This is a genomic window from Pedobacter sp. CFBP9032, assembly GCF_034045265.1.
Taxonomy (GTDB): Bacteria; Bacteroidota; Bacteroidia; order Sphingobacteriales; family Sphingobacteriaceae; genus Pedobacter.
Genome location: NZ_JAXCWE010000001.1, coordinates 319,602 through 333,427, shown reverse-complemented (window position 1 = coordinate 333,427; position 13,826 = coordinate 319,602). Strand labels below are relative to the sequence as shown.

Genomic DNA, 13,826 nt, shown 5'->3' with positions numbered 1-13,826 from the left:
TAAATCTACAATCGTAATGCGCTTAATCCTCTACCATTTCACTGTTAATACTCACTTCATCTTTTACATCTTCCTTAAAGTAGTTTTTTTGGAAAATGAGGATAAGGATTACCCCCACAGATATTGCAGCATCTGCCAGGTTAAAAACAGGTCTGAAGAAGACAAATTCATCACCACCCCAAATGGGGATCCAACTTGGGAAGTGACCCTCAGCAATTGGGAAATAAAGCATATCTACTACGCGTCCGTGAAACCAGGTTTCGTAACCGTAGATTTTGCCGTAAAATACCGAATCGATGATATTTCCCAAAGCGCCTGAAAAAATTAGGGCAACGTTTAAAATTAATCCCCGATGGTATTTATGCTTAATCAAATAGTGCAAACCGTAACCAATACCTGCAACAGCAGCAATACGGAATAGCGATAAGGCTAGCTTGCCAAATTCTCCGCCAAACTCCATACCGAAAGCCATTCCATTATTTTCAGTAAAATGGATGATGAACCATTTACCAATAATATTGAACTCCTGACCAAGGTACATGTTGGTTTTGATCCAGGTTTTTAATACCTGGTCGGCAAGTAAAACCAAAAATATAACAAGTAAAGGTTTTGTATAGCCCTTCATTAACTTTGTTTTAATTTGGCTTCCATGCTCAACGTTGCATGAGGAACGGCACGTAAACGTTCCTTTTGGATCAATTTACCTGTTTCACGACAAATACCATAAGTTTTGTTTTCAATACGAACTAAAGCATTTTCAAGGTTATCGATGAACTTTTTCTGACGTGCAGCCAATTGGTTGATTTGCTCTTTCTCCATTGTAGCAGAACCATCCTCCAAAGTTTTATAAGCACCCGAAGTATCCTCCGTACCATTTGCATTTGGATTACTCAATGACGAGGTCAATGCATTTAGTTCTTCTTTAGAACTGCGTAATTTATCTTGAATAAGCTCTTTAAATTCTTGAAGTTCACTGTCTGAGTAGCGTGTTTTGTTACTGTTTTCCATGTTTTTAATTTAGTTTTCTAATATATGGATTTATATTTTAGATACTGAAATGCTTAATTCAACATCATCTATCGTGATTTTGTTTGCGTTTATTACAGTATCCGTTAATTCTAATTCATCTGCTAAAATTTCTGCGCAAATGTAGTCCTTGTTTTTAGCAACCGCTGTAGCTACAAGGTTATCATTTTGTAAAGTCACCTTAATTCTATCCGTCACTTCGAAGTTTAATTCCTTCCGTAAATTCTGGATTCTATTTACCAATTCTCGCGAAAGTCCTTCTTGTTTCAGTTCTTCAGAAATGGTTACATCTAATGCAACTGTTAGTTGACCTAAGTTTGTTACTTGCCATCCGGGGATATCCTCTGCAAAAACCTCTACATCATCATTTAAATCGATAACATACTGCGCATCATTACCTCCGGAAATATTAATATGGCCATTTATCTCTAAACTTTGGATACTGTCCTGATCCATTTTCTCTAAAGCTTCTTTCACGATGCTCATATCTTTACCAACTTTCTTACCTAAAGATTTAAAGTTTGGTTTAAGTTTTTTCTTCACGATGCCATGCGTATCGGTGATGAACTCAATGTGCTTCACATTTGTTTCTGAAAGGATATAATCAGCAACTTTCGAAATCTTTTGTTCGAAATCTCCATTTAACGAAGGGATCAGGATTTTTGCTAAAGGCTGACGGACATTGATACCAGATTTTTTCCTTAATGATAAAACCATTGAAGAAATATTTTGAGCATAAAGCATTCTTTCGTTCAAAGCATTGTCAATTAAATCCTGGTTTGCTTCAGTCCACAGTGTTAAATGAACAGATTGTTCGGCTGTTTTATCGGTAACTGTTAAGTTTCTATATAACCAATCTGCGAAGAATGGCGCCACAGGACTCATCAGCTGTGCTAAAGTTTCTAAGCAGGTATAAAGCGTTTCGTAAGCGGCACGTTTGTCATCTGTCATTTCACCTTTCCAAAAACGGCGGCGGCTTAACCTGATGTACCAGTTGCTCAAATGTTCATCTACAAAAGCCTGAATAGCGCGCGTAGCTTTTGTTGGTTCGTAAGCGTTGTAGTTTTCATCAACTTCATTAATTAAATTTTGTAATAGAGATAAGATCCAGCGATCTAACTCTGTACGGTCTTCAATTTTACTTAAGTTGTTTTTATCGATTTCAAACTTATCGATATTGGCATACAAGGCGAAGAAAGCATAGGTATTGTAAAGTGTGCCGAAAAATTTACGACGAACCTCTGCAATTCCTTCCACGTCAAATTTTAGGTTATCCCATGGATTAGCATTCGAGATCATGTACCAACGCGTGGCATCAGCACCGTATTCCTGAATTGTTTTGAAAGGATCTGCTGCATTGCCCAAACGTTTAGACATTTTCTGGCCGTTTTTATCCAGCACCAATCCGTTCGAAACTACATTTTTATAAGCGACCTTATCAAAAACAAGTGTTGAAATAGCATGTAAGGTATAAAACCACCCTCGGGTTTGATCTACGCCTTCCGCAATAAAATCTGCTGGAAAATCTTCATTTGCATCGATTGTGTCCTTATTTTCAAAAGGATAATGCCATTGTGCATAAGGCATGGAGCCTGAATCAAACCAAACATCAATCAAATCACTTTCGCGACGCATTGGTTTGCCTGACGGAGAAACCAACACAATCTCATCTACAACGTTTTTATGCAGATCTACCAGGTCATAGTTTTCTTCAGACATGTTTCCGATTTCAAATCCTTCAAATGGATTTTCTTTTTGAAAACCTGCTGCTATAGACTTTTCTATAGAATGGTAAAGTTCTTCAACCGAACCAATTAAAACTTCTTCTTTTTTATCTTCAGTTCTCCAGATGGGTAAAGGAATTCCCCAATATCTTGAGCGAGATAAGTTCCAGTCGTTCGCATTTTTTAACCAGTTTCCAAAACGACCTTCACCCGTAGATTTTGGTTTCCAGTTGATGGTTTCGTTAAGATCAAACATGCGGTCTTTAACGTCTGTAACTTTAATAAACCAGCTATCTAATGGATAATATAAAAGTGGCTCATCTGTTCTCCAACTGTGTGGATAACTGTGAACATATTTTTCTACTTTAAAAGCTTTGTTCTCTTCTTTTAACAGAATAGCGATTTCTACATCAACCGATTTTTCGGGAGCTTCGCCAGCATTGTAATACTCATTTTTAACATACTTACCCGCAAAAGGGCCCACATGTTTAGTGAATCTACCTTGCAAATCTACCAGTGGTACCGGGATTTCGTTGTCATCTAATACCAGCATCGGCGGAATTTCCGGTACTGCTTCTTTTGATACTTTCGCATCATCTGCACCAAATGTAGGGGCAGTATGTACAATTCCAGTACCATCTTCTGTGGTCACAAAATCTCCAGAAATTACCCTGAAAGCATGCTCAGGATTTTGGTATGGTAAAGCGTAAGTTAATAGTTGTTCGTATCTGATTCCAACCAATTCAGTTCCTTTGCATTCTGCAAGAATCTGGTAAGGAATTTTCTTGTCGCCTGCTTTGAAATTTGTGAAATCTTCCGCCGCTGCACTTTCAAAGAAAATTTTGCTGAATTGTTTTCCAACTAAGTTTTTCGCCAGAATTACGTTTGTAGGAAGAAATGTATACTGATTGAAAGTTTTTACTAAAACATAATCAATTTTCGGTCCTACGGTTAAAGCCGTGTTAGAAGGTAAAGTCCATGGTGTAGTTGTCCATGCCATCAGGTAAATATCACCAAATGACTGTAAGAATGCTGGTAAAGTATCAGGCAAAGCTTTAAACTGCGCAACAATAGTGGTATCCGTAACATCACGGTATGCACCTGGTTGATTCACCTCATGAGAACTGAGTCCGGTTCCGGCTTTTGGGGAATATGGTTGGATGGTATAACCTTTATAGATTAATCCCTTATCGTAAATTTGTTTTAAAAGCCACCAAACCGATTCCATGTATTTAGACTTGTAGGTAATGTATGGATCATCCATATCTACCCAATAGCCCATTTGCTCAGTCAAATCGTTCCATACATCAGTGTAACGCATTACTGTTTTTTTACAGGCTTCGTTATAATCTTCAATAGAAATGGTTTTACCGATATCTTCTTTGGTAATGCCTAACTCTTTTTCGGTTCCAAGTTCAACAGGGAGGCCATGTGTATCCCATCCCGCTTTTCTTTTTACCTGGTAACCCTTAATTGTTTTGTAGCGGCAAAAAATATCTTTAATTGCACGCGCCATTACGTGGTGAATCCCCGGCATGCCATTCGCAGACGGTGGACCCTCGTAAAAAGTAAACGGATTGGATTTCGGACGGGAAGAAATACTTTTCTCAAAGATGTTTTCCTTTTTCCAAAAATCCAGTATTTCTTGTCCAATTTTGGCAAGATCCAATTGTTTAAATTCGCTATACATCAATCAAGTACCTCAAAAAATTAAGGATGCAAAGTTAAAATTTTTCGCTCAAATTCGGTAGTTTAGATGTAAATACTTTCGATTTGAAATTAATTCACCCAGGTTTAACATTGATGGCGATCGCTGTAATTGCGCTTTCTATACTGCTTTTGCAAGGTGCTACAGACCGTGAAATGGTGATGTAAAACTTTTATTTCTGTGGTATTTTAGAACTTCTGGGAATTGTTTGTGTTTTAATTCATATTATTACTTTAAAAAATAAGCCCCGATGATAAAATTATTAAAATTACAGAAGGCCGTTTTGGTACTTATTGGTGGCGTAATCGCTTACATTTTATATTTAGTGCTTGATGCTTCTGAAGTGGAAGGAGCAAGGTACTTACAGATATTGGCAGGAATACTTGTAATGATTGGTGCATTGTGGATGCTCTATCCTATTCTTTTTGCTAAAAAAGACAGAGACGGGAATGCCGAGATTATCACCGACCCCTCTGTAGAAGTTCCGGTAGACGAAGAAGAAGAGAAGCCTGCTACGGAATAGTCTCAATTTCTTCTCGAATGGTGTTTCAAACAATATTGCTTTAGCCTTGGTTTTAAACTCAAGGCGATTTCCAAAATGATGTTTCGTTAAAAATATCCTATATGGCTATTGGTTGGTGTCTCACCAACCGATGTATTAAACAGTATTTTGGTGGGCGGGACATCAGCCGATAGATGAAACGATATTTCTTTAGCCTTGGGTTTAAACCCAAGGCGAATTTCGAAAATAATATTTCGTTAAATATATCTATATTCCTATTGGTTTGCGTCTTACCAACCAACCTATTAATCATTATTTTGACAGGTGGGATACCAACCGATAGATGAAACAAAATTGCTTTAGCCTTGGGTTTAAACCCAAGGCGAATTTCCAAAACGATGTTTCGTTAAATATATCCTATATTCCTATTGGTTGGTGGTTCACCAACCAACGTGTAAATAGTATTTTGGTGGGCGGGGACATCAGCCGATAGATGAAAAGATATTTCTTTAGCCTTGGGTTTAAACCCAAGGCGAATTTCCAAAATGATGTTTCGTTAAATATATCCTATATGGCTATTGGTTGGTGGCTCACAAACGAACGTATTAAATAGTATTTTGGTGGGCGGGACATCAGCCGATAGATGAAGCGATATTGCTTTAGCCTTGGGTTTAAACCCAAGGCGAATTTCCAAAACGATGTTTCGTTAAATATATCCTATATTCCTACTGGTTGGTGTCTCACCAACGAACGTATTAAATAGTATTTTGGTGGGCGGGACATCAGCCGATAGCTGAAACAATATTTCTTTAGCCTCGGGTTGAAACCCAAGGCGATTTCCAAGATGATGTTTCGTTAAAAATATCCTGTATGGCTATTGGTTGGTGGCTCACCAACCAACGTGTTAAGCAGTATTTTGGCTGGTGGGATACCAGCCGATAGATGAAACGATATTGCTTTAGCCTTGGGTTTAAACCCAAGGCGAATTTCCAAAACGATGTTTCGTTAAAAATATCCTATATTCCTACTGGTTGGTGTCTCACAAACAAACGTATTAAATAGTATTATGGTGGGCGGGATACCAGCCGATAGATGAAACGATATTGCTTTAGCCTTGGGTTTAAACCCAAGGCGATTTCCAAAACGTTGTTTCGGTAAATATATCCTATATTTCTGTTGGTTGGTGTCTTACCAACCAACCTATTAATCATTATTTTGGCAGGTGGATACCAACCAGCGTATTAAACGACCACATTCTCTTTAAAAATTATGGCTACTCTAATGATCAAATGCGCTAGCATTTTTTGCCGATTCATCATCCGAAATAAATTTTCTAATTTTCTTTTTATCCAGCCATAAAACCAGGGCTGGTAATAAAGTTAAATTAAAAATTAACGCTACAAATAAGGTAATTGAAAGCAATAATCCCAGGATAACCGTTCCGCCGAAAGTTGATGCAGTGAAAATTCCAAAACCAAAAAATAAAATTAAAGCGATGTGTGTCATGCTTACACCTGTTTCCGTAATGGTATCGGTTACCACTTTTGGAACGGAGAAGTTGGTGAGATTTAATTCCTGCTGGTAACGGGTCAGGAAATAGATGGTTTGATCTGAAGCCAGGCCGAAAGCAATGGTAAAAATCAAAATTGTTGATGGTTTTAACGAGATGTCAAAGTAGCCCATGATTCCCGCTGTTATAATTAATGGAACAATATTGGGTAGGAGGGAAATAAACATGATGCCCAGACTTTTAAATTGAGCAAGGCGCAGGAGTGAAATTAGAATGATAGCCAGACCAATACTTTCGAACAAGTGTTTAAGCATATAATCAGTTCCTTTAGAAAAGATTACACTCGAGCCGGTAAGTTCAACGGCGAACTTTGCAGGAGGCAAAATGCTATCAATGCGTGGTTTCAATTCCGCCATAATGGCGTCTAGCCTTTTTGAGCCAACATCGGCCATTTGAAAACTAATTCTCGTACTTTGATTTCCCTTGCTTATAAAGTTAGTAAGTAAACTTGCATTGCCTTTTCCTCCACTCGCAATATAAGCGAGGATAAAGTTTTTCTCCATATTATCCGGCAGGCGGAAAAAAGTTGAATCATTATTGTAAAAAGCTTGAGTGGCATATTTCAAACCCATATTGACCGAAATAGGGCGGGAGAACTCTGGATAGGCAGAGATCATTTTCTCCAGCTTTTCAATTCTCTTCAGGTTAGTTAGGTTAAAAACGCCATTCTTCTTCCTGGTATCAACACTAACCTCCAGGGGTAAAATGCCTTCAAAATTTTTCTCGAAAAATTTAAGATCCGTTAAAATGCCCGAATTTTTAGGAAGATCATCCACTACATAACCATTTACATTAATTTTCATCACTCCAATAATAGCGACAATGGAAATTACAATGGTACCAATATAAATCAAACTGCTTTTTTGTTGTACCAGGCGATCCGTTTTTACCAGAAGCTTGTGGAGAAAACCTTCTTCAACATGCGTTTGTGCCTTTAGTTTTGGTGCGGGTAAATAGCTGAAAATAATCGGAATCAAGCAAAGGCACATCAACCAGGTAATCATTACATTAATAGAAGCAACACTACCAAACTGCATCAATAACTCACTTCCCGTAAAATATAAAACCCCAAAACCAATTGCTGCAGTAATGTTTGCAATCAGGGTGGTTACAGCAATCCTTTCAATAGTGACACTTAGGGCACGTTGTTTATTGCCATCTTTTCTTAACTCATTCTGGTATTTATTCAGTAATAAAATGCTATTTGGGATACCAATAATTACAATGAGCGGTGGGATTAATCCTGTTAAGATGGTGAGCTCGAACCCGAATAAAACAAGCGTGCCGATGCTCCAGATTACGCCCATAATTACCACTAAAATTGGGAAGAAAACCGCGTAAAACTTTTTAAAGAAGAATAACAGGATAATTGCCGAAACCAGGATTGATAAACCAAGGAACAATACAAATTCATTACTAACCAACTTGCTTACTGCGGTGCGAATATAAGGCAGGCCCGATATATGAACCTGAACACGTGTTTTTTTCTGGAAAGCTTTTGCTTTTTCCTCGATCTGTTTAAGAATTGGATTACGTGCAGCTGAATTTAATATTTTAGTGTCGAAAGTAATGGCCATTAAAGTGGCATTCTGCTTATTGTAGACTAAACCTTCGAAAAAAGGTGTGTTATAGAGTGTGCTTTTTATCGAATCCATTTCTGCATCCGTTTTTATTAAGCCATCTGGAATTGCTTTCAGTACAAATTTTTGTGCAACCGTGTCTTTTTGTAGCTGAAATATCCTGCCGGAAGATAATACTTGCTTAATACCCTTTAGCTTTTGGATGTCGTTAGAAAGTTGAACCCAATCATTGTAAACTTCTTTTTTAAAAATATCGGGCGATTGAATCCCCACCACCATCACACTACCGTCTTCCCCGAAAGTTTTCTTAAAAGCATTGTATTTCACAAATGCGCTATCTGTAACCGGTAAAATTTTACTACCCGTATAGGAGAGTTTTACCTGTTTGGCCTGATAAGCCATGAAAACCGTTCCTGATATGAAAAAAATAATAATGGCAATACGGTTCTGAAGAATAAACCTCGATAGCTTTACCCACATGTGATGTTTAATTTAATGATATCGACAAAACTAATCTTATTTATAAATCCGAATAACTTTTGGTACAATTAAATTTGCGCAAATAGTATACTTTTGATGAAAATGTTAATCCAGGATGTTGCATAAGGTAAAAGGCATTGTTTTAAAAACGACAAATTATAGCGAAACCAGCGTAATTGTGCAAGTGCTCACCGACAAATTTGGAATGCAATCCTATTTGATTAATGGTGTTAAAAAGCCAAAGGCGAAGATTAAAATGAATATGCTTCAGTCGCTGCATTTGTTAGATATGGTCGTTTATCATAAAGCAAATACCAATATTCAGCGAATTTCTGAGCTGAGGCAAACGCCTGTTTTTAAAACTATTCCCTACGATATCATCAAAACCAGTATCGTTATTTTTCTTAATGAAGTGCTTTATAAGAGTATCAGGCAGCAATCTGCTGATGAAAGCCTGTTCGATTATATTTTCAATGCGATCGCCTGGTTTGACGAGGTAGAAGAAGTTAATCCGAATTTTCATTTGTCTTTTCTGTTAAAGTTAACACGGTTCCTGGGTTTCTCGCCAAATGAGAAAAAAAGAAGTGATCAGGTTTATTTCGATTTACAGGAAGGTGAATTTGTATCCAGGGTGCCAGTTCATTCTAATTATCTTAATCTGGAAGATGCATTAAGCTTCGTTTTGCTTTTTAATACACCTCTAGAAAAAATTTCTGAAATAAAAATGAGCAACGTACAAAGAAGATTTCTGCTAGATAAGATATTGGTTTTCTATACCTTACATACTGCGTCATTCGGGGAAGTACAATCACATAAGATATTAGAAACATTATTAAGCTGAAAAAAGATAAAAAAGATTTGCGAAACAAGATTATAGCGCTATATTTGCATTCCCAAAAGGAAAGGGAAATTAGCTCAGCTGGTTCAGCGCATCTCGACATTATCAGTCGGGAGGGTCGGATTTAAAGAGTTAATAGTAAGGTCAGGGAAATTAGCTCAGCTGGTTCAGAGCACCTCGTTTACACCGAGGGGGTCGGGGGTTCGAACCCCTCATTTCCCACACAACTTTCAAGGATTTGAAAGATTATTAACAACAAAGACCTTTGCAAAAAGGGAAATTAGCTCAGCTGGTTCAGCGCATCCCGACATTATCAGTCGGGAGGGTCGGATTTAAAGAGTGAATAGTAAAATCAGGGAAATTAGCTCAGCTGGTTCAGAGCACCTCGTTTACACCGAGGGGGTCGGGGGTTCGAACCCCTCATTTCCCACACTAAGCCTTTCAGGAAACTGAGAGGCTTTTTTTTTACATACTTTTTCTTATCTTAAAGCATGTTCTATGTCTATATTTTATATTCGGAAGTTCGAAGTAAATATTATGTTGGATTTACTTCCAACTTAGAAGAGAGATTAAAAAAACATAATACAAATCATTCGGGTTTTACAGGGCACACAGGTGACTGGCAAGTGGTTTGGACTGAAAACTTCGAAACAAAATTTGAGGCGCTGAAGAGAGAAAAGCAAATCAAATCATGGAAAAGCAAGACTTTAATAAGAAAACTAATTAATGCAGCAAGGTCATTAAATTCAGGCGAAGAGGTGATATAGGCATCGAACCCCTCGTTTCCCACACTAAGCCTTTCAGGAAACTGAGAGGCTTTTTTCACTTTTATAAAATCTCACTTCTAATTTTTAATATCGTCCGGATTATGCGATCGTTATTTATTTTCTGAAGGGAAGTCGGTTAAGCTTATTAAGTTTTGTGCTAAAGGACTTTATCTTCTCCTTGCCGGACGGGCGCTCTTCTTTGGGTAACCAAAGAAGCAAAGTTGCCGGCTCGCAATTTTTCTATCAAAGTCATTGGGTAGGCTCGGTCAGTGCCATCCCGAAAAATTGACCATGCCGGTCTAAGCGCAGAACGAAGAAACAGTGGTTTGGCCTTCTTAAATTTTTATTAGCGATCGTTATGGCCATCATGCTAAACAAACTTTACAATCAGAAGAAACAGTCGTTTGCCTTTGCCAGGCAATTATCAGCGATCGCCATTTCCCTCCGCCGGAGGGGTGCCTGAAAGACGGGGTGGTAAATTCGTAATCTGCTTATTTTATCTTCTTAATTTAGATTGAAGTAATCTTAATGCGATCGCTATATGCGTTAAATCGTAGGGGGAAGCTACAACTAGATTTTGATCAAATGGAGTACGAACATCTTATCCGAAAAGAACATTCATTTAGCAAATCACTTTATTTCCCTTAATCTCAAACTTCCCAATCAATTATTCAGTTATATATCCGAAATTGCCAACTGCAAATAATACGCCTTGATGTTGAATAAAATTGTCCGGTTTATTTTCTTTGGGAATTACTTTGTCGGTATTTTAGCTGTTGCGCTAACCATAGAGGCAACTTATCAATTGCGGCTCCCTTTCAATTCTCTCAATTATTACCTATTACTTTTTTTGGCACCAACGATCTATTATACGTACGCTTATAATAAAGTCTCCACTCAGCCATCTGCAACTAATCCCAGAACCCAGTGGTATTTTGAACATAAGAAAATAATCGGCTGGAGTCAGCTTTTACTTTTCCTGTTTTGCATCTTTTTATCGCTCACGCTCCTCTACCAAAATTACTTACACATCTTAAATCTTCCTGTCATTTACTGGTTGGCAATTATCATTATAATTGTTGCCGGTACATTATATTACGGCTTGTTACCCAGATCGTTTTTAAAATTCAATTTAAGAAATACAGGCTGGTTGAAGGCTTTTGTAATTGGCTTTGTTTGGGCATGTTGTGCCAATGTATTGCCCTTAATTATGCTAAAGATCGAAACGGGAATTGGCTATCATGATTCCGTATTGTGGACGTGGCTCTTCATCAAAAACTGGATGTTTTGCACCGTAAACGCCATAATCTTCGATATCAAAGATTATCCTACTGATGCAAATAAACACTTGCGTACCTTTGTAGTTCGCTACGGATTACGAAAAACTATTTTCAGTATTTTGATTCCATTGTTGTTGATTGGTTTAATTTCGTTGGGTGTTTTTGCTGATTATAAAGGGTTTGGGCTGCCGCAGGTTTTATGCAATGTGTTGCCCTTTATATTGACCATCTATGTCGCGTATTCCATGCATCGCAGAAAAAATATCCTCTACTATTTAATGGTGATTGATGGTTTGATTTTATTTAAGGCATTATGCGGAATCGTCGGCATGCAGTTTGTACATTAAGCAGAACATTATCTTTGGAGCATACATCATATTCAATTCTATCAAAATACTAAACACTTGGTTAACAACTACGACAAAATAGCGAACCAATACGATTTTTTGAGCCGACTGGTGTTTTTTAAATCGCAGGTACAGGCTCAAATTGATCAGTTGAAATATATCCCCGATAATAGCACTATACTTATTGCTGGCGGTGGTACGGGATGGATTTTAGCGGAAATTGCGAAAATTCATTCCTCTGGTTTGCATATTGTTTATGTAGAAATCTCACAAAAGATGATCACCCTTTCTAAAACCAGGCCTATTGGAAATAACAAGGTGGATTTTATTCATCTTGGAATTGAAGATTTTAAAACGGATCAGCTTTTTGATGCCATACTTACCCCATTTCTATTTGATAATTTCGCAGAAAACCGCGCTGAAAAAGTTTTCCATTTTTTGGATAGTAAGCTTAAGGTATCCGGTTTGTGGTTATTTGTTGATTTTTCCCTTAATCCTAAAAATGGCAGGTGGTGGAAATCAATAATCCTGAAATCGATGTACATCTTCTTTAAGTTAATTGGAATTGTAGAAACCAATCAGCTTATCAATATTCAGCCATGGTTTGAAAGAAAAGCTTATTTAATGCTTGAACAGCGATTTTATTACGGGAGCTTCATCTCCGCAGTTGTTTATAAGAAATAAAATGACAATATTTTATTGCAACATTATTGCGTTAAATAAATTATATTTCCATTTTTGTAGAAAAATTAGATATGGACTTTGATGTAATCATAATTGGCGGAAGCTACGCAGGCTTGTCTGCGGCTTTGACGCTCGGTAGAGCCACGAGAAAGGTGCTCATAGTAGATTCTGGTAAACCCTGCAACAGGCAAACACCTCATTCGCATAATTTTCTTACCCACGATGGGGAAAAGCCAGCGGATATTTCTGCCAAGGCAAAAGCGGAAGTATTAGCGTATCCTAACGTTAAGTTTACGGATGGAAATGTGGATCAGGCAAGGAAGATAATGGATGGCTTTGAAGTTGTATTAGAAACTAAAGAAACTTTCTCATCCAGGAAAATTTTGTTATCTACCGGACTGAAGGATACCTTGCCAGCTATCAAAGGTTTTGCAGAATGCTGGGGCATTACCGTAATCCACTGTCCGTATTGCCATGGTTATGAAGTAAAAAATGAAAAGGTTGGGTTAATGATGAACGGTGATCATGCCTTCGAAATGGCAAAAATGATAAGCTTATGGAATAGTGATTTAACACTCTACACTAATGGAGAATCACAATTAACGGCTGCTCAAATGGAGAAATTAACCGCTAAATCAATCAAAATAATTGAAGACGAAATTATCGAAATCGAACATCATCATGGCATTTTAGAAAATGTAGTCTTATCAAAAGGAGATAAAATTGCTTTAAAAGCACTTTATGCCCGTTCGGAAGTTTCTCAACATCAGGCTTTTTATACCCAGTTGGGATTTGAGCTGACAGAATTTAATACGATTAAGATAAATGAGCAGCAGGAAACAACTGCTAAAGGCGTTTATGCGGCAGGGGATTGTACGACACTAATGAGGTCATTATCCGTAACTAATGCATCCGGAGCTATGGCTGGAGTCATGATAAACCGCGAAATGCTTGCAGAAGATTTTTGAGAAAACATCAACAACTAAAATACAATTGCACCAATAATTACAGCAATGAACATAGCAGCGATTACAATTCGGTCTGCGTTAATCCATTGTGCCCTGGTTAAAGGAATTTCAACTTTTCTAATGGCTTCTGCTTTCGGACGTGCTAACCTAAATAGGGATGTATCTAATTTAATAATCATAGGAATATGTTTTTAAAAGGTATATATTTTAAGACAAATCCTAAGCCAAAAAAGTTTTGTATAATGAATTGTGGATAACTTAAGCTTTTTGTTAACTAACCGCCTTGTTTAAAGCTTATTGTATCATTATTGTTAGTTTCAAGCTGGTAAAGGTGTATAGATTATGATGCAAT

General features: G+C 37.4%; 11 protein-coding genes and 2 tRNA genes. 8 read left to right on the top strand and 5 right to left on the bottom strand.

Features of this window, described 5'->3' with window-relative positions:
* Positions 1-22: 22 nt before the first annotated feature.
* Genes SOM16_RS01435 through ileS form a run of 3 tightly spaced genes read right to left on the bottom strand, consistent with a single transcriptional unit; the run spans position 23 to position 4,440 of the window.
* Positions 23-625 (bottom strand): lipoprotein signal peptidase, encoded by a 603-nt coding sequence (locus SOM16_RS01435; protein ID WP_154281572.1) that lies wholly within the window; start codon positions 623-625, stop codon positions 23-25.
* Positions 625-1,008, bottom strand: coding sequence for a TraR/DksA family transcriptional regulator (locus tag SOM16_RS01430; RefSeq protein WP_029286865.1), 384 nt, complete (start codon positions 1,006-1,008; stop codon positions 625-627). Before SOM16_RS01430 ends, SOM16_RS01435 begins: the two co-directional genes overlap by 1 nt.
* Before the next feature lie 30 nt (positions 1,009-1,038).
* Positions 1,039-4,440 carry an isoleucine--tRNA ligase gene (gene ileS / locus SOM16_RS01425; protein ID WP_320462200.1) on the bottom strand — a complete coding sequence of 1,134 codons (3,402 nt, stop codon included), beginning with the start codon at positions 4,438-4,440 and terminating at the stop codon, positions 1,039-1,041.
* 268 nt (positions 4,441-4,708) lie between these two features.
* Between ileS and SOM16_RS01420 the strand changes: the two genes are divergently transcribed.
* Positions 4,709-4,981, top strand: coding sequence for an isoleucyl-tRNA synthetase (locus SOM16_RS01420; protein WP_320462199.1), 273 nt, complete (start codon positions 4,709-4,711; stop codon positions 4,979-4,981).
* 1,257 nt (positions 4,982-6,238) lie between these two features.
* Here the strand turns inward: SOM16_RS01420 and SOM16_RS01415 are convergent.
* Entirely contained in the window at positions 6,239-8,590 is a 2,352-nt protein-coding gene (locus SOM16_RS01415; protein ID WP_320462198.1) for an efflux RND transporter permease subunit, read from the bottom strand.
* A gap of 115 nt (positions 8,591-8,705) precedes the next feature.
* Here SOM16_RS01415 and recO point away from each other — a divergent pair, with 115 nt between their 5' ends.
* The 7 genes from recO (at position 8,706) to SOM16_RS01380 (ending at position 13,474) form a co-directional block, all read left to right on the top strand.
* Positions 8,706-9,431, top strand: a complete 726-nt coding sequence (recO, locus tag SOM16_RS01410; protein ID WP_320462197.1) for a DNA repair protein RecO — start codon at positions 8,706-8,708, stop codon at positions 9,429-9,431.
* A 144-nt stretch (positions 9,432-9,575) separates the two neighbouring features.
* A tRNA-Val gene (locus SOM16_RS01405) sits at positions 9,576-9,650 on the top strand.
* Between the two features lie 133 nt (positions 9,651-9,783).
* Positions 9,784-9,858: transfer RNA gene (locus tag SOM16_RS01400), tRNA-Val, on the top strand.
* Between the two features lie 61 nt (positions 9,859-9,919).
* On the top strand, positions 9,920-10,195 hold the full coding sequence (locus tag SOM16_RS01395; RefSeq protein WP_320462196.1) for a GIY-YIG nuclease family protein: 276 nt from the start codon (positions 9,920-9,922) through the stop codon (positions 10,193-10,195).
* Between the two features lie 715 nt (positions 10,196-10,910).
* The gene (locus SOM16_RS01390; protein ID WP_320462195.1) at positions 10,911-11,822 is read left to right on the top strand and encodes a hypothetical protein; all 912 of its coding nucleotides are present in this window, start codon (positions 10,911-10,913) and stop codon (positions 11,820-11,822) included.
* 57 nt (positions 11,823-11,879) lie between these two features.
* A complete protein-coding gene (locus SOM16_RS01385) occupies positions 11,880-12,506 on the top strand; it encodes a class I SAM-dependent methyltransferase (RefSeq protein ID WP_320462194.1) in 627 nt (208 codons plus the stop codon).
* A 71-nt stretch (positions 12,507-12,577) separates the two neighbouring features.
* Entirely contained in the window at positions 12,578-13,474 is an 897-nt protein-coding gene (locus SOM16_RS01380) for an NAD(P)/FAD-dependent oxidoreductase (protein WP_320462193.1), read from the top strand.
* A gap of 14 nt (positions 13,475-13,488) precedes the next feature.
* Here the strand turns inward: SOM16_RS01380 and SOM16_RS01375 are convergent, their stop codons facing one another.
* Positions 13,489-13,653, bottom strand: coding sequence for a hypothetical protein (locus tag SOM16_RS01375; protein WP_320462192.1), 165 nt, complete (start codon positions 13,651-13,653; stop codon positions 13,489-13,491).
* Positions 13,654-13,826: the final 173 nt, after the last annotated feature.

Bases quoted from the DNA above. Each gene is read 5' to 3' on its own strand.
- SOM16_RS01380 (WP_320462193.1), top strand. From the start codon at position 12,578: ATGGACTTTGATGTAATCATAATTGGCGGAAGCTACGCAGGCTTGTCT.
- SOM16_RS01375 (WP_320462192.1), bottom strand. From the start codon at position 13,653: ATGATTATTAAATTAGATACATCCCTATTTAGGTTAGCACGTCCGAAA.
- recO (WP_320462197.1), top strand. From the start codon at position 8,706: ATGTTGCATAAGGTAAAAGGCATTGTTTTAAAAACGACAAATTATAGC.
- SOM16_RS01430 (WP_029286865.1), bottom strand. From the start codon at position 1,008: ATGGAAAACAGTAACAAAACACGCTACTCAGACAGTGAACTTCAAGAA.
- SOM16_RS01390 (WP_320462195.1), top strand. From the start codon at position 10,911: ATGTTGAATAAAATTGTCCGGTTTATTTTCTTTGGGAATTACTTTGTC.
- ileS (WP_320462200.1), bottom strand. From the start codon at position 4,440: ATGTATAGCGAATTTAAACAATTGGATCTTGCCAAAATTGGACAAGAA.
- SOM16_RS01435 (WP_154281572.1), bottom strand. From the start codon at position 625: ATGAAGGGCTATACAAAACCTTTACTTGTTATATTTTTGGTTTTACTT.
- SOM16_RS01395 (WP_320462196.1), top strand. From the start codon at position 9,920: ATGTTCTATGTCTATATTTTATATTCGGAAGTTCGAAGTAAATATTAT.
- SOM16_RS01420 (WP_320462199.1), top strand. From the start codon at position 4,709: ATGATAAAATTATTAAAATTACAGAAGGCCGTTTTGGTACTTATTGGT.
- SOM16_RS01415 (WP_320462198.1), bottom strand. From the start codon at position 8,590: ATGTGGGTAAAGCTATCGAGGTTTATTCTTCAGAACCGTATTGCCATT.